The following is a 16,185-nucleotide window of genomic DNA, read 5'->3' as shown; positions in this document are numbered from 1 at the left end:
GATGGGTTTGGTAATTTAAAACAAGTGGATGTAACGACAGGTAACCTTGGTATTGACCAACACCAGTTTTCTGAGAGTTATGTTTATGATGACTTGCATCGATTAAAAAGTAACTCAGTCAATGGTCATGAAATCACACACTACAGCTATGACAGTGTAGGTAACTTATTATTCAAATCAGATTACGCCACAGAGTACGACTACACAACAGGGACAACAGGTGGGCCAAACGCAGTAAAACGTGTATACCGAAGTGGTAGTTGGAAAACATTTAGCTACGACGCTCGTGGTAATATGATAAAAGGCGATGGATTATCACATGCAATTTACAACGCAATGGATAAGCCAATCCAACTCATAAAAGAGGGCAAAACACTTAACTTTACTTACGGTCCACAACACATGCGCTTTAAGCAAGTGAATGGCAGCGTAACCACCTTCTACAGTGATAAATTATATGAAGAAGACATCGACGGCACCAAAACCACATGGCGTGCCTATATTGATGACATAGCAGTGATAAGCCAAACGACGGATGAGACTGCGAGCATACGTTACACACATAGAGACCGTTTACAAAGTGCGCGCATAATCACAGACTATAATGGTTATGTGAGTACTCAACGCAACTATGACCCATTTGGTAAACCACGTTTAGCCAGTGGTGGCTTAATGCCGGTTGGAAACGCAAAGCTAAATGACTTAGCAGATGCAAAAACACGACGTGGCTTTACTGACCACGAGCATTTGGACGATATTGAGCTTATTCATATGAACGGTCGGGTGTACGATTATAACCTTGGCAGGTTTATGAGTGTTGACCCTTTGATTCAAAGCCCAACGAATAGCCAGAGTATTAACCCTTATTCTTACATAATGAATAATCCGCTGTCTGGAACCGATCCAACTGGGTACGCAGCAGAAATTGAAAAAGAGAAAATTAAGGTTTCAAAAATAGGTTCGAAAATTAAGCGTACCGTAGGGGAAAAAACAACGGTTACTACAACGAATGACTCAGGTCAGGTAACTAATAGGTCTACACAAACCGTTATTGGTTCAAATGTTGCTGTTACGTCAACAAACTTTGAAAACGGTGCAGTTACATCGTCTACATCTGCTGTTATGAATGGTAAAACAATGACGGCTGTATCTAATTCAGTTACAGATATTGGTTCTCCAGCAACGTTATCTCAATCGACAAGCATAACAACAGCTGAGGGGTCAGCAAATTGGTGTTATGGAGGTGCTTGTAGAACGGGAATAATGCCTAATATTGATACTAGAACTATTGCTCAAATGGATGAAGGGCTTGAAAATTTAAATTCAACTATGTCCGCAGTTGCAGGCGGTTTTAGTGTGGCTTCTATGCTGAAATCTTTGCTGACGGGACTTCCTAAATATGTTACAAAGGGCCATTATATACCAGATTATACATTGGCTAAGCAGAAAGAAAATGGCCAAGATATACCGCTACCATTAACTGAAGCAGAAGGAAGAGCGCATACTGTACTTGGTATGAGAGTAGGGAGTGATGGGAATATTTATCGTCAGTCAGCTCAGTTTCCAAGTAATACGTGGCCGAAAGTAAATGGTAAAGATGTTCCAATGAGTGAAGTTCATTGGAGTAATCACGGGCGCGGAGACCATTTAAGTCCTCATCAACATCAATTTAAGTTTGATGGTACAGGTTGGATTCGTGAGGGGGGCAATGGTTTGCCTTTTAGAACAGAATAGCAAGAGGAAAGTTTGAGATGCAGGTGTGTTTTGATTTAATGATACCTAAGGCATGCTTTGGAGATTCTTTTCCTTTGCAGGAAGAGCTTTCCTCTTTTGGGGGGGAAAGCTATAAGCAAGATCCCCCAAGGTACATGTGGAAAGAGGAAGTAAAGTTTAAATGTCAAGTTATACCTGACCATATTTTGACTTATATACCGTCTGAGATAAATGTTACGGAGTGGAACTATCTATCATTAGAAGGTAATGAGCTCGAATCTTGGGAAAAAAGCATTAATAAGCAAACACCGGAAGAGTCACAACTACCTTTAAAACAAATGCTTAATGAGTTACTACCTTTATTAAATGAATGGGTTGTCATTTTTGAGCTAAACTGTGATCAAATTGATAATGTCTATAAGATGAACAGTTCAATGCTATTAGATAAGGTCAATACTGTTCTTAATTGGAATAACGAGCCTGAGGGGTTTATAGCTTGGTATAAATCTTAACTATAATGTTTAGTATATAACTAATTCAATTATTCTTTTTAACCTCAAAAACGGATATTGAACTTTAAAGAAGTAAATATTTGAGTTGTGCATAATGGGGCGTTTCCTTCTACCTGTTTTATTGCCGAGCAAAAAGCTATCAAGAGCGTACTGTAAATCAGCTCATTTGCAGCGAGCACTGTGCTAAATGTGTTAGTGCCACTTCCTAGTGGCGCTGGCTCAAATAGCTTGATGCTTGCATGTGATTTACCATAGCAGCACTTTAACGTGATATAATACATCAACACGGTCTACGCTTAATTTTGCTCTAAAACTTTGAGGTTGCCATGATGAATCATTTTGCGCTTTTGGCTAAATCACTTCGGTTGGCTGCCCAATACTACGCTCAACAACAGCGTAAATCAGATGGCTCACCCTACATTAACCATTTAATCGAAGTTGTCGATATGCTTGTTAATATCGCTCATGTTCAAGATGAAAATGAGTTGTGCGCTGCCGCTCTTCATGACAGCCTAGAAGACACAGAAATTACCAAGGAACAAATTGCGAATGAATTTGGTATTTTTGTGCTTGAAATGGTGCAAGCGCTAACAGACGATAAAACACTATCATTAAAAGCACGTAGGGCTAGCATACTCGAACAGCTGCCCACTAAAGCGACCTCAATCCAGCGTATTAAGCTTGCTGATATTTGCTCAAACGCTACAGCCATTCCTTGTGGTTGGTCAAATGAGCGACTAACTGAGTACTTTGTTTGGCTTGATCAAGTTGCTGAACTTTGCAAAAACGCAAGCCCCTCTTTGTATGATGAATACCTAAAAAGAAGAGCTATCACCATCAAGTAACACGCTTACTTTCGCTTAATATTCCAACCTACTTGATTCTAAAACCAATCCAAAACGTATGCTGGACTTCCCATAGTTTGCTAGACACCTAATGAGTTACATTGTAACTTCTAATTAGAGGTGTTTTATGAGCAAAGGCAAACGGTATACCCAAGAATTTAAAATAGAAGCTGTTAAACAAATTACTGAACGTGGTTATTCAGTTGCTGAAGTATCAGAACGATTAGGTATTTGTACTAAAACCTTATATCACTGGCGCAGCCAGCTATCAGATAAACCTAAATCGGTTAAGTCATCAGAAGAACAACTTAGGATCGCTAAATTAGAGGCACAATTGAAACGAGTCACGGAGGAACGGGACATTTTAAAAAAGGCCGCAAGGTACTTTGCCAGCAACCCCGAGTAAAGAACGGCTTCATTCGAGAACACCAAAATGAGTTTTCCATCACTACGATGTGCCGCCTTTTTAAGCTGCATCGTAGTGGTTTTTATGCATGGTTAAAAAAGCCTTTAAGCGATAGAGCACTTGAAGATAATCGCTTGTTGAAACTCATCAAAGAATTCTACGTAGCCAGCGGCGGCACGTATGGTAGCCCTTGGATACATGCTGACTTACGTGAAATGCAGCTTAAATCGTGTGTGGCTAAGATCATGCGACAACATAAGCTTAAAGCGCAAATTGGGTATAAGCGCCGCCATATTAAAGGCGGTAAGACATCGCGGATTGCAGATAACTTATTAGCGCGTCAATTTAACCCACCTGCGCCGAATCAATCATGGGTGAGCGACATAACTTACATAAGAACTTATGAAGGTTTTTTATATGTGGCAACAGTAATGGATTTATTCTCTCGGCGTATTGTGGGTTGGTCGATGGATAAAAATCTTGTTATAAACGCACTATTGATGGCTGTATACCAACGTCAACCGAAGACTGAGGTAATGGTTCATAGTGATCAAGGTAGTCAATACGGTAGCGCTGATTATCTCGCATTTATGAAAGAACATAATCTTGTGCCTTCAATGAGCCGCGCTGGGAACTGTCATGATAATGCGGTTGCTGAAAGCTTTTTTGCGACAATTAAAAAGCGAATAATTAAGCGTAAGATATACTCGACACGCGAAGATGCGAAAGCTGAGATATTCAATTTTATAGAAATGTTTTACAATCCAAAAAAGCGCCACTCACATACAGGCGGTGTTTCACCTGCTAAGTTTGAAGAAGCATATTATTCTGAGTTAAAAACTGTCTAGTGAAAGCTGGGAAGTCCACACCTATAGACCCTAGAGATGTAGAAAACTTTAGAGATGCAGCAGGATTACCATCTGGAGGTGCTAGTGGGGCAATGAACTCAGCATCATTCCTGATTAGGGGACGTGTGAGCCATTCTGATATTATAAAATCAAGGTCAGCCTTACCTTTAGATGGTAATAAAGGTGGGTTAGAAGAGTTTATAATAGAACCTAAAAACGTTTAACTTACTGATTTTTCGATACTTAAATAGTAGGCTATAAGCTATGGATAATAAATATGCTGGAATGACAGTAAACGAACGCCTTTATGTTAGCGGTTTAATAGATGATTTTGATGAGGCTGTTGAAAACAACGATATTGAAAAAATCAGGACCATTCTTACAGAGGTTGAATTAACGAAAGAGGCGATTAAACCAATATTAGAAGAAATAGGTCTTTGGAAGTAATTGGTGTGTACTGTCTTTTACTTATAGTTGTTAGCTAAAATGACTTATCTGAATGATAAAGTCCACAAGAGTAGGCTTTATCATTTTTGCAATGGAGTTAGTTTGATATCAGTGTTTTTTAGTTATGTAACGGCCTGTCAAGTCACTTTTTAACGTGACAAAATACATCAACACGGTCTACGCTTAATTTTGTTCTAAAACGTTGAGGTTGCTATGATGAATCATTTTGCGCTTTTGGCTAAATCACTTCGGTTGGCTGCCCAATACCACGCTCAACAACAGCGTAAATCAGATGGCTCACCCTACATTAATCATTTAATCGAAGTTGTCGATATGCTTTTTAATATCGCTCATTTTCAAGATGAAAATGAGTTGTGCGCCGCTGCTCTTCATGACAGCCTAGAAGACACAGAAATTACCAAGGAGCAAATTGCAAATGAGCTTGATATTTGTGTGCTCAAAATGCAAAGCGTTAATAGGTTAGTACTACTTAATAAAGTTCTTGGCATAAGCTGTTAATCTAAAAATTACTAATGAGCTTTTAAAAAAGTCAAAACATTTGCAAAAAGCCCTTCATAATAGTAAAGCTAATTTAAGGGCTTTCTAGTGGCGTGAATAGATTCGCCGCTCATCAGAGTACACTTATATTGTGAGGCGTACTATTCTTCTATAAACATTTGGAGTGACACCCCAAGGTTCGCAATTGCCAACATCTTCATATGAAATACTTACAGTTGCACCAGCCATCTTTGCTGCTAGTAAAGTACTATACATTCTATCCCTGCTATCCTCAGAATAACCGGCGGGAATAATAAAAAATTCATTATTAGAACATGCTTGGACAGGAGCGCCATTTTGGTTTTCTAGTTTAACTAAAATTCTAGTGCTACTATATATTGACATGTTCTCCACCTTCCCAGTTGCACTAATCCACACTGCTTTTGCATTATGTGAAAATAAAATAAAAAATACTATAAAAAGAAACCTTTTCATACAAAACTCCTTTAAAATAAATAATAACAGTGTATTAATGCTAGGTTGGACGCCCAAATTAACCTAAAGTGAATGTCTTACCAATAATTAGTGAGTACCCTATAAAGATTCAGAATATTAGTCAATCATAATTTCACAGAATATATTGTGAAATTATACGTATTGGGTTGTGTAAAATAGTAGGATAATTTTCTGCTATTACAAGCTAATAGTACTGAAGGAAGCTGAACATTTTTTAATTTCATTTTTTCTCACACACCTAAAATACAATTGAAATGATAATTATTTTTAATTAATCTCTTGCTCTTTTATAGGTACAAGGAAGGAAAATGAAAATTAAAAAATTGGTTTTACTAATATCAGCTGCATTTGTTACCACACAAGCCGTGTCGCAAACTCAAAAGCAGCCAAGCAAAAAAGCACTTTCTGATATTGAAGTGATAGAGGTTTTAGGGCGAAGCGCGCAAACAACATTCTCTGATTACAGTTATTCAGTTACCCGCACTGCTGCTGATATTCTTGAGATCCCACAATCAGTAAGCGCAGTAACCAAGGAGGTGATACAAGATCAAGCAATGATGCGCTTAAACGATGTTACATCTTTTATTAGCGGCGCGAATGAATACTCTGTGTATGATGACATTACAATTCGGGGGTTTCGCAGCCAAGACGATCGCCGCGTCAATGGTATGCGTACTCATAATAACTTTTGGAATCAAACCTTAATTGCTCATGTTGAACGTGTCGAAGTAATTAAAGGGCCTGCTTCTGCTGTATTTGGTGATGCAAGCCCTGGTGGCACGGTTAATACAGTAACTAAAAAACCGCTTGGTGAAAGCCGCCATAACATTAGTGCTCGCTTTGGTAGTTATTCTGATAAATATGTCGCATTAGACACAACAGGCAAGGTAGCTAGCAATGATCGTTGGCTTTATCGATTTAATGCTGGCTACGAAGATTCAGAAACGTTCAGAGATAATATTTTTAATGAGAGTTTATTACTCTCACCCAGTTTTACATATTTACTAAGCGACGATACTAAAATTAATGTTGAGGTGGTTTACTCTGACAGCAAGGGGTTACTCGACCGCGGTCAACCCAATTTACGTAACGCGACCGATTTATCTCAGGTGTCTATATCTTTATCGTCAAATCAGCCAGGGGATAAGCTAGATACAACCTCGTTATCATCAAGTGTGACTTTAGACCATCATTTTAATGATTACTGGTCATTGGGTTTTAAATACATGCATTTAGATAGTGAGCAAAAGCTGGTTGAGCATCGTGCAGCGACATATGTTGATGGATCAGACTCCGTATTTAATGTTTGGTATACAGACCGGGATATTGATGCCGATTCAGATAATGTGACTGCTTACATAACAGGCAAAGTTTATATCGGTGATGTTGAGCACAATATTGTCATTGGTGGCGATTACATTGATAACCATAAACTCAATGCGCAACGAATGAGTCGCTCGGCAGGTACATTTGATATTTTAAATCCAACCTATGAGCAACCCGATATAGCAAGTTACAATTTAGGCGACCGTTTTGAATTTGGTGGTGGATTAAAAAGTAACGGCCTTTACATTCAAGATCATATTAAATTCGATGACTGGTCAATTTTAGCCAGTGTACGTCGCGAAGATTATAAGTTAACAGATCTAAATGGCAATGAAAGTTCAGACAGTGATTTCTTACCTCGCTTAGGTGTTGTTTATAATCTTACTCAAGACTCAAGTGTCTATGCCAGTTGGGTAACTGGCTTTGAACCCCCATCCACATTTTTAAATACCAAAGAGCAAGGTGGGCCATTTGGACCAATCGATAGTTACCTCTACGAAATTGGTTATAAGGCAAAGTTATTTGACGAAAAGGTGTTGCTAACAACGTCCATCTATCAAATAACAAAGCAGAATGTGTTAGTACAAGATTTTGCTCGTTCACAGCAATTAGGTTACCGAGTTTTTCGTCAAAGGGGTGAGGAGCAAGCCACAGGTTTCGAAATCGATATTAATGGGCAGCTCTCTGATAATTGGTTAGTGATTGCTAATTACGCCTACAATAGGGCTGAAATAACTGAAGACACGAATACGCTTTTAATTGGTAAACAAAAAGAAAATGCACCAAAAAATTCAGCCACACTCTGGAGTAAATATAGCTTAAACGATACATGGCAGTTAGCGGCGGGGGCAAGCTATGTTGATAAGCGCAATACAACCGACGAAGCTGTTTTGCCATCGTATACACTGTTGCAAGCAGGTATATACTTCAAGAAACCAAGTTGGAGTGCTGCATTGCTTGTTGATAATGCACTCGATAAACAGCACTGGAGTGGTGGTTATGGTTACGGGCAGTTATTTGTGGGTGATCCACGTACCGTTAGTTTGACTGTAAACTACACGTGGTAGCACATAATGAATAGGCCTTAACAGGCCTATTTTTTTATTGGTTTGCCTGACATAATCTGGCTGTGTATTTTTATATTGTTTGTTGATGTCAGAATTTTATTCTTTATTAAAGAATAACTATCAAGATATTGAAGTTATTAATGTGATTAGCACTCTATGGAGCGGCTGTGGCGAAATTATTCGTTGTCGATTAGACGATGAAACACGGGTCATTAAATTGATTTCTATGCCTGATTTCATTGAACACTCGCGAATTGAGCAAAGTCAATTTGCCCTAGCCAGAAAGCAGCAATCTTATTTAGTTGAATACAATTGGTATAAGCAATACAGCTCATCTTTACCAGACCAAGCTGCTGCCATTCCTTGTTTTAATCTGATACAGAAGCAAAATCAATTTGCTTTAATTTTTGATGATTTTACAGCGTTTGGCTATCAGCAAGCTCAAGACCACACTCAACATATTCATGCAATACTTAAATGGTTAGCGCACTTTCATGCTTTTCATTTATCAACCCCAGGCGAGGGGTTATGGCCCAGAGGCAGTTATTGGCATTTAGCCACGCGTCCTGATGAATACGCACGAATGCCCGACTCACCTCTTAAAGCCGCAGCTGAACATATTGATTGCGCACTTTATCAATGCAAATATCAAACACTAATACATGGGGATGCAAAGCGTGCTAATTTTGCTATCAACTCACAGATTAATCATGTACTTGGTTATGACTTTCAATATGCTGGTAAAGGGGTTGGCGTTATCGATGTAATGTACTTTTTGGGAAGTTGTTTAAATGAGTGCGCACTAAAGTTAAATGCGCAAACCTACCTAAATCGATATTTTGCAGAGTTAAATGCAGCACTTAAACAGTATCAACCTACTATAAACGCAGGCGATTTAATCAGTAATTGGCGTGGTCTTTGGTGTTATGCATGGGCTGATTTTTATCGGTTTTTAGCAGGTTGGAGCCCTCAGCATGTAAAGATAAATGGTTATATGCAAAACCAATTCAATGAATACCTGAACAAAAATAAGGAATACGATGAATAAGCCTATTCGTTTTGCCATTATTGGCTGTGGAGCGGTAACTGAGGTAAAAAGTGGCCCTGCTTATCAGCAAGTAAAGGGTATTGAACTTATTGGCGTTACGCGCAGAGATTTAAACAAAGCGCATGATTATGCTACACGCCATACTGTACCCAAAGTATTCGCAACTAACAGCGAGCTAATAAACGATGAAATGGTTGATGCTGTTTATATAGCAACGCCACCCGATAGTCATAAAGAATTGGCGCTCGAAGTTGCCAAAGCAGGCAAACCTTGCTGCATAGAAAAGCCACTCGCTCCTAGTTACGAAGAGAGCTATGCAATTGTTGAGGCGTTTAAATATGCTAAGCAACCATTATTTGTCGCTTACTATCGACGCTCTTTACCACGGTTTAATAAGGTTAAAGAACTTATTCAAAATGGCCAAATTGGCCAAGTACGCCATGTAAGTTGGCACTTAAGTAAAGTGCCAAGTGAGCTTGATTTGTCTGGTGAATATAATTGGCGCACTGATAAACGTATTGCTCGTGGTGGCTACTTTGATGACTTAGCGAGTCATGGCTTAGACTTATTCGCTTACTTACTGGGCGAGTTTACTCGGGTTCATGGTTTTAGTTCAAATCAACAGGGGTTGTACTCAGCATTTGATGCTGTTACGGCTCATTGGCAGCACAGTTCTGGTGTGACAGGTGTTGGCAGTTGGAATTTTGCCTCTGCTAAGCGTTTCGATGACGTGGTTATTTATGGTAGCAAAGGTGAAATACGCTTTAGTGTATTTGATGAAAAACCAATTGAGCTCAATAACCTTGCTGGTAAGTGTAAATTTTCCATCGAAAACCCCGTTCATATTCAACAGTTCCATGTTGAAAATATAGCGAGGTTTTTTGACCAAGGGGCGCCACACCCATCGACAGGGGAATCCGCACTTCATACAAGCTGGGTAATGGAACACATTTTAGCTAATTAATGCACATAAGCATTATTAAATGCCTCAATAATGACTTTTTGCTCAGGAGCTGGAAACAGCTCCGATAGCCGCTTGCTAATAAGAGTTTTGACTCTTTCACTTTGAAGAGCACGGTCAAATAACGCAATGGCTTGTCTTCCTTGCGGCGAAGGTGAACATGCTATATAACCAAAAACAGCTGCTTGATCAGGCTCAATGGTTAAATAACGTATTTTATCCGTACTAGCAGCGCGTTGATATCTGTCTATAAACACGTCTCTATATTCAATAATGGCATCTATTTTATTTTGAAAGAGCATCTGCCCCAAACGACTCGCATTGGTTGCACCTTCAAGTTTAAAAAAGTGTTTTTCATTATTTTTAATAAAGGTATCTATATCTACGGAATACGAGCGCCCACTTGTTATGCCAATTGTGAGGTCGTAGTCATTGATTGCTTTTTCCAGTGACAGTGAATCAGGTAAGGTAGGCATATTAAATACAATGAGCCTATTTGCAGGAAATGCCATAATTGGGTAGCGAGTAAATAGGGCGTTAGCCTCTCGTTCAGGCGTTTTTAACTTATTGTATAAGCAAACATCAGGAAGCATACTGAGTTGTTTCCACTCTCGTAATCTGCTTGCGGGAACAAACTGGATGTTTATTTCATCTTGTATTTCTTTTACAGCTTCGAGTAAGAAAATTGTTGCTTCATTTCTCGGCTTACCACTGGCTTGCGGAATATAGTCATCCATCACTTTTATTTCTAAAGGCTCAGAATTAGCTGTCGGACTTAAAAAAGCGAGGTTAAATAGTATTAAAAAAACGAGCGAATGTATTTTCATGCTACGTTGATACCTAAAAATTAAATAAATTGTGATGTTGTGCCACACCAGTTTGTTGCAAAAAAATTAATATTTCGGCCTTTTGATTAATATTAGACCTATTAACGAAATTAATGCAATAACAACGCATTTTTTGCGGTAGCGCGGGCTATTATACGCTAAAATAGGCGTAATTTATTTCATTTAGGTTCTACTTATGTCTATTAATGTAATTACTCATCCGTTAGTTCAACACAAACTTGGCCTTATGCGTGCAGAAGGTATTAGTACAAAAAGTTTCCGTGAGCTGGCGTCTGAAGTAGGTACTTTGCTTACTTACGAAGCAACTAAAAACCTACCACTAGAAAGCGTGCAAATCACAGGATGGGATGGTTCAACATTAGATGTAGAGCACATTAAAGGTAAAAAAATTACTGTTGTGCCAATTTTACGTGCCGGCCTTGGCATGATGGATGGCGTGATGCAATTATTACCCGCTGCAAAAGTGAGTGTTGTGGGTCTTCAACGTAACGAAGAAACACTCGAGCCAGTGCCTTATTTTGAAAAGTTAGTTGGCAAAATTGATGAGCGTTTAAGCCTTGTTATTGACCCAATGCTGGCAACAGGTGGCTCAATGATCGCCACTATCGATATGTTGAAAAAAGCAGGCTGTAAAGATATTAAAGTCATTGTATTAGTGGCAGCCCCCGAAGGCGTAGAAAAAACCCTTGCGGCACACCCTGATGTTGAAATTTTCACCGCATCATTAGACAGTCACTTAAACGAAAAAGGATATATCATTCCAGGCTTAGGAGATGCCGGTGACAAGATTTTTGGCACAGTGTAAGGCGCTCACGTGGAAAATCATCAACCATTTTCGTTAAAAACCATTCTTACCGGCGCGCAAATGCTGTTTGTAGCATTTGGCGCTCTGGTACTTGTGCCCTTACTGACAGGCCTTGATCCCAATGTGGCTTTATTTACCGCAGGTTTAGGGACTTTACTGTTTCATGTGGTTACCAAAGGCCAAGTTCCTATCTTTTTAGCATCGTCTTTTGCTTTCATTGCACCCATTATCGCCTCGGTACAAATGTGGGGCATTCCTGCAACAATGGGCGGTTTAATGGTGGCGGGCTTTTGTTATTTTGCGCTTAGTTTAATTGTAAAGTTTAAAGGCGTAAATGCTCTGCATAAAGTGTTACCGCCTGTGGTTGTTGGCCCTGTGATTATGGTCATTGGTTTAGCTTTAGCGCCAGTCGCTGTGAACATGGCAATGGGTAAAGCTGGTGATGGCAGTGCGCAATTAATCCCTTATGAGCAAGCTATTTGGGTTTCAGCTTTATCATTACTGGTTACGCTGATTTTTGCTGTATGGGGTAAAGGTGTATTTAAACTCATTCCTATTCTTGCCGGTGTGGTCGCAGGCTACCTCGCTTCATTATTTATAGGTATTGTTGAATTTAATGCGGTCACTCAAGCGAACTGGTTTGCAGTACCGGCATTTACCTACCCTGAGTTTAAGTGGCAAGCTATTTTGTTTATGGTACCTGTGGCAATAGCGCCAGCCATAGAACATATTGGCGACATGATGGCAATTAGCCAAGTAACGGGTAAAGACTATTTGAAGAAACCGGGTTTACATCGCACTTTATTAGGTGATGGCCTCGCGACCTCCGCGGCATCGGTTTTTGGTGGTCCACCTAATACAACGTACTCTGAAGTAACGGGGGCGGTAATGCTTACCCGTAACTTCAATCCACGGGTGATGCTTTGGACTGCTATTATTGCGATTGTGCTCGCGTTCGTAGCAAAAATGGGTGCAGGTTTACAAACTATTCCGGTGCCTGTGATGGGCGGCATTATGATTTTACTCTTTGGTTCTATTGCCGTGGTTGGTTTAAATACCTTAGTAAAATCAGGTGAAGACCTTACCGCGCCTCGCAATCTGACTATCATCGCACTGATTTTAGTGTTTGGTATTGGTGGCATGCATATCGGTGGTGACGAGTTTAGTTTGCAAGGTGTGAGCTTATGCGCAATCTTGGGGATTATCTTAAATGCTGTTCTCCCCAAAGCAGTGCAACAACCTGATTAGAATTTAGAAACTGCTTGAATATTGCACCAAAAAAGCGCGTTAAATATGCGCTTTTTTTGTAACTATTTAAAAAATAAGGAATTATAAAACTGGTCTACTAACTGCATTTATCTCTATGTCATACTGGTAGGAGCGATTATGCAAGAGGCAAATGTTGTGGATATTACCCCGTTTTTAGCGAAGCATCAGTTACCACTGAAGTATCAATACTTAAGTGAGCAGTTTTTTATACCCCTCGCGCACGATATCTTAAGTGCAAAAATAACTGGCCAACCTATGCTAGTGGCTATCAACGGCTGCCAAGGCTCAGGTAAAACAACCCTCGCTGATTTTTTAGTGACCTGGGTTAATAGTAATACCGAATTCAATAGCGTGTCATTATCAATCGATGACTTTTATTTAAGTCGCGATGCTCGCTCTGAGCTTGCTAAAGACGTTCATCCTTTGTTTGCAAGTCGTGGGGTACCAGGGACGCATGATACGCAATTAATGGAGCAAACCTTGTCAGCCTTGTTGGCAGGTAAAGTGGATGTGCCATTACCTCAATTTGATAAGCTAACTGATGATCCAGTGCCAAAAGAGCAATGGCCTAGTAGCCAAAAGCCGATTGATATCGTGTTTTTTGAAGGCTGGTGTGTAGCCAGTACACCGCAGCAACCTTATCAATTACAAACTCCAGTTAATGAATTAGAACAACAAGAAGATGCCGACGGCATTTGGCGCCGTTGTGTCAATAGTTGCTTAGCGAATGAATATCAACATGTATTCGCGATGGCTGATTACACCATTATGTTAAAAGCGCCTTCATTTGAAGATGTGTATGCGTGGCGCTTGGAGCAAGAGCAAAAGTTAATTGCTAAAAAAGGCCAAGGGCAGGGCACCTTTGACGAAGTGAGTTTAAAGCGTTTTATCTCTCATTTTGAACGAATTACGCGTGAAAACTTAGCCACTCTTACGCACAGCGTGGATGCGTTATTATTGCTTGATACCGAGCGTGATATCACCAAGATGGAACTACTGGCTGACCAAATTGCACAACCACTTATTTTTACAGACTTAGACGGCACATTACTTGATCACGATAGTTACGAGTGTGAGGTAATCAAACCTTTTTTGGCAAAGTTGAATGAAAGTGGTGTCAATGTCATTTTTAACACCAGCAAAACTTTTGCTGAAGTTACTGATATTCAAAAAGGTTTAAATCATCATCACCCTTTTATTGTTGAAAATGGCGCGGCCGTTTATATCCCAAAAGACACTTTCAAAGTAAAACCGATTGGCTGTGATGAATATAAAGGTTATTGGCGCTTTGCTATGACACAAAGCACCGATAAATTGCATGAAGATCTTAAGCAATATGCGAGTGATTACAGTCATTGTGTGCGCTTATTTAGCCAATTTAGTGCACCAGAAATAGCCGAGTTAACAGGACTACCTGTTGGTAAAAGTGAACTGGCTTTACAGCGCCAGTACTCAGATCCGGTTTGTTTCTCGGGCAACGATGAAGAAAAGCAAGGCTTGATAGATGCTATGAGCCAAGCAGGCTACGAAGTGCTTGTTGGCGGGCGTTTTATTCATTTAACCAAAGGTAACAATAAAGGTCTTGCACAAAAATGGCTGTTAAATCAGTTTAAAAAAGCCTATCGCAATCCATTTACTGTGATAGCCCTCGGCGACAGTCAAAACGATGTGGCCATGCTAAAAGCGGCCGACACCGCCATTCTAATCAATAATCCTGGCAGCCAGGTGCAATCACAAATATTACAAAAAGCCTGGCAGCTCAGCGAAAAACCAGCCCCAGCAGGTTGGGTTCAAGAAGTTTCTGCGTTAACTATCATCAAAGCGCGTTTTGCAGCAAAACAGGAGCAATCTCATGGCTGATTTTTATCAAAATGGCATTATCACGACCTTACACAATATTGCTGACCGCCCAGTAGAAGAGCTAGAAAAAGAATTATTGGGCTTTTCAAAACAACGCCCAATGGGACTGATTTTACCGTCGCTTTACAGTGAGTTAGAAGGCCCCGCTTTGCAAAATATTATTGCTGAGCTCAAACATGTGCCTTATTTATCGCAAATTACCATTGGCCTAGATCGCGCCGACGAAAGCCAATATCGCCATGCACTACAGTTTTTTGCTGAGCTTGATCAGCATCATAAAGTACTTTGGAATGATGGCCCGCGTTTACAAGCGCTCGATAAAGAACTCCAAAAACTGGGCGTTGCACCACGAGAGCTAGGTAAAGGTCGCAATGTTTGGTATTGCATGGGTTATAAGTTGGCAACGTCAAAAGTTGAGTCAATTGCGCTTCATGACTGTGATATTTTGACTTACGACAGAGCGCTTTTAGCACGCTTAATTTACCCTGTTGCTCACCCTCGTTTTAACTATGAATTTTGTAAAGGGTTTTACCCGCGCACCGCTGAGGGCAAAATTAATGGCCGCGTGTCACGTTTGCTGGTAACGCCGTTATTGCGCTCATTTAAAACAATTTTAGGTAGCAATGATTATTTAGAATACATGGACTCGTTTCGTTATCCGCTAGCGGGGGAGTTTTCGTTTCGCCGTGATGTACTCAACGATATTCGTATTCCAAGTGATTGGGGCTTAGAAATTGGTGTGCTATCAGAGATGTATCGAAACTACTCGCATAACCGTTTATGTCAGGTCGATATTGCCGATAATTACGATCATAAACACCAAGAGCTATCGCTCAGTAATCAAGCAACCGGATTGTCCAAAATGTCGATTGATATCACTAAAGCTTTATTTAGAAAGCTGGCTACACAAGGGGTGACCTTTACAACAGAAACAATTCGCTCATTAAAAGCGACCTATTACCGTATTGCACTCGATTTTATTGAAACCTATCACAACGATGCGCTCATGAATGGCTTAACGCTCGATATTCACCAAGAAGAAAAAGCTGTTGAGATGTTCGCGCAAAATATTATGAATGCGGGTCAGCACTTTCTTGAGTACCCAATGGAAGCACCCTTTGTGCCGAGCTGGAACCGTGTTGCCTCTGCCATGCCAGATGTGTTTGCGCGCTTAGAAGAAGCCGTAGAGCTTGATAACAAAGATTACATTTAATGG

15 protein-coding genes are annotated in these 16,185 nt (G+C 40.0%); 13 read left to right on the top strand and 2 right to left on the bottom strand.

All coding sequences use genetic code 11. The features are described 5' to 3' along the window. The 6 genes from PAARA_RS00715 to PAARA_RS00675 form a co-directional block, all read left to right on the top strand. Positions 1–1,734 (top strand): RHS repeat-associated core domain-containing protein (locus PAARA_RS00715; protein ID WP_276325273.1); only part of this gene is annotated, 1,734 nt, incomplete at its 5' end. A 17-nt stretch (positions 1,735–1,751) separates the two neighbouring features. Further along, positions 1,752–2,225 (top strand): hypothetical protein, encoded by a 474-nt coding sequence (locus tag PAARA_RS00710; RefSeq protein WP_062567167.1) that lies wholly within the window; start codon positions 1,752–1,754, stop codon positions 2,223–2,225. A 326-nt stretch (positions 2,226–2,551) separates the two neighbouring features. Then, entirely contained in the window at positions 2,552–3,070 is a 519-nt protein-coding gene (locus tag PAARA_RS00700; RefSeq protein WP_083515226.1) for an HD domain-containing protein, read from the top strand. Positions 3,071–3,197: 127 nt separating this feature from the next. Beyond that, a protein-coding gene (locus PAARA_RS00690) for an IS3 family transposase (protein WP_157066143.1) occupies positions 3,198–4,324 on the top strand; the annotation gives its coding sequence in 2 pieces (ribosomal slippage) (positions 3,198–3,435 and positions 3,435–4,324; 1,128 coding nt in all). A gap of 264 nt (positions 4,325–4,588) precedes the next feature. Beyond that, complete coding sequence (locus PAARA_RS00680) at positions 4,589–4,771, top strand: hypothetical protein (protein ID WP_062567161.1); 183 nt, start codon at positions 4,589–4,591, stop codon at positions 4,769–4,771. Positions 4,772–4,984: 213 nt separating this feature from the next. Further along, entirely contained in the window at positions 4,985–5,290 is a 306-nt protein-coding gene (locus PAARA_RS00675) for an HD domain-containing protein (protein WP_083515225.1), read from the top strand. A 123-nt stretch (positions 5,291–5,413) separates the two neighbouring features. Here PAARA_RS00675 and PAARA_RS00670 read toward each other — a convergent pair whose 3' ends face one another. Continuing rightward, positions 5,414–5,764 (bottom strand): hypothetical protein, encoded by a 351-nt coding sequence (locus tag PAARA_RS00670; protein ID WP_062567159.1) that lies wholly within the window; start codon positions 5,762–5,764, stop codon positions 5,414–5,416. A 329-nt stretch (positions 5,765–6,093) separates the two neighbouring features. Here PAARA_RS00670 and PAARA_RS00665 point away from each other — a divergent pair, with 329 nt between their 5' ends. From PAARA_RS00665 to PAARA_RS00655, 3 genes are all read left to right on the top strand, one after another. Then, positions 6,094–8,178: a TonB-dependent siderophore receptor gene (locus PAARA_RS00665; protein ID WP_062567158.1), complete on the top strand. Its 2,085-nt coding sequence runs from the start codon at positions 6,094–6,096 to the stop codon at positions 8,176–8,178. Between the two features lie 85 nt (positions 8,179–8,263). Then, positions 8,264–9,226, top strand: coding sequence for a protein kinase family protein (locus PAARA_RS00660; protein ID WP_062567157.1), 963 nt, complete (start codon positions 8,264–8,266; stop codon positions 9,224–9,226). Continuing rightward, positions 9,219–10,190 (top strand): Gfo/Idh/MocA family protein, encoded by a 972-nt coding sequence (locus tag PAARA_RS00655; protein ID WP_062567156.1) that lies wholly within the window; start codon positions 9,219–9,221, stop codon positions 10,188–10,190. The genes PAARA_RS00660 and PAARA_RS00655 overlap by 8 nt, the downstream gene beginning before the upstream one ends. Here PAARA_RS00655 and PAARA_RS00650 read toward each other — a convergent pair. Further along, positions 10,187–11,014: a hypothetical protein gene (locus tag PAARA_RS00650; protein ID WP_062567155.1), complete on the bottom strand. Its 828-nt coding sequence runs from the start codon at positions 11,012–11,014 to the stop codon at positions 10,187–10,189. The genes PAARA_RS00655 and PAARA_RS00650 overlap by 4 nt on opposite strands. 196 nt (positions 11,015–11,210) lie before the next feature. Between PAARA_RS00650 and upp the strand changes: the two genes are divergently transcribed. The 4 genes from upp (at position 11,211) to PAARA_RS00630 (ending at position 16,182) form a co-directional block, all read left to right on the top strand. Further along, complete coding sequence (gene upp / locus PAARA_RS00645; protein WP_062567154.1) at positions 11,211–11,840, top strand: uracil phosphoribosyltransferase; 630 nt, start codon at positions 11,211–11,213, stop codon at positions 11,838–11,840. Between the two features lie 9 nt (positions 11,841–11,849). Then, complete coding sequence (locus PAARA_RS00640; protein ID WP_062567153.1) at positions 11,850–13,088, top strand: uracil-xanthine permease family protein; 1,239 nt, start codon at positions 11,850–11,852, stop codon at positions 13,086–13,088. Between the two features lie 138 nt (positions 13,089–13,226). Continuing rightward, on the top strand, positions 13,227–14,969 hold the full coding sequence (locus PAARA_RS00635; protein ID WP_062567152.1) for an HAD-IIB family hydrolase: 1,743 nt from the start codon (positions 13,227–13,229) through the stop codon (positions 14,967–14,969). After that, positions 14,962–16,182: a glycosyltransferase family protein gene (locus PAARA_RS00630; protein WP_062567151.1), complete on the top strand. Its 1,221-nt coding sequence runs from the start codon at positions 14,962–14,964 to the stop codon at positions 16,180–16,182. Before PAARA_RS00635 ends, PAARA_RS00630 begins: the two co-directional genes overlap by 8 nt. The last annotated feature ends 3 nt before the right edge of the window (positions 16,183–16,185 follow it).

This window comes from Pseudoalteromonas arabiensis, assembly GCF_001550155.1.
Taxonomy (GTDB): domain Bacteria; phylum Pseudomonadota; class Gammaproteobacteria; order Enterobacterales; family Alteromonadaceae; genus Pseudoalteromonas; species Pseudoalteromonas arabiensis.
The sequence above is the reverse complement of the archived record's forward strand: the minus strand, read 5'-3'. Positions and strand labels throughout refer to the sequence as shown.

Bases quoted from the DNA above. Each gene is read 5' to 3' on its own strand.
- PAARA_RS00710 (WP_062567167.1), top strand. From the start codon at position 1,752: ATGCAGGTGTGTTTTGATTTAATGATACCTAAGGCATGCTTTGGAGAT.
- PAARA_RS00700 (WP_083515226.1), top strand. From the start codon at position 2,552: ATGATGAATCATTTTGCGCTTTTGGCTAAATCACTTCGGTTGGCTGCC.
- PAARA_RS00680 (WP_062567161.1), top strand. From the start codon at position 4,589: ATGGATAATAAATATGCTGGAATGACAGTAAACGAACGCCTTTATGTT.
- PAARA_RS00675 (WP_083515225.1), top strand. From the start codon at position 4,985: ATGATGAATCATTTTGCGCTTTTGGCTAAATCACTTCGGTTGGCTGCC.
- PAARA_RS00670 (WP_062567159.1), bottom strand. From the start codon at position 5,764: ATGAAAAGGTTTCTTTTTATAGTATTTTTTATTTTATTTTCACATAAT.
- PAARA_RS00665 (WP_062567158.1), top strand. From the start codon at position 6,094: ATGAAAATTAAAAAATTGGTTTTACTAATATCAGCTGCATTTGTTACC.
- PAARA_RS00660 (WP_062567157.1), top strand. From the start codon at position 8,264: ATGTCAGAATTTTATTCTTTATTAAAGAATAACTATCAAGATATTGAA.
- PAARA_RS00655 (WP_062567156.1), top strand. From the start codon at position 9,219: ATGAATAAGCCTATTCGTTTTGCCATTATTGGCTGTGGAGCGGTAACT.
- PAARA_RS00650 (WP_062567155.1), bottom strand. From the start codon at position 11,014: ATGAAAATACATTCGCTCGTTTTTTTAATACTATTTAACCTCGCTTTT.
- upp (WP_062567154.1), top strand. From the start codon at position 11,211: ATGTCTATTAATGTAATTACTCATCCGTTAGTTCAACACAAACTTGGC.
- PAARA_RS00635 (WP_062567152.1), top strand. From the start codon at position 13,227: ATGCAAGAGGCAAATGTTGTGGATATTACCCCGTTTTTAGCGAAGCAT.
- PAARA_RS00630 (WP_062567151.1), top strand. From the start codon at position 14,962: ATGGCTGATTTTTATCAAAATGGCATTATCACGACCTTACACAATATT.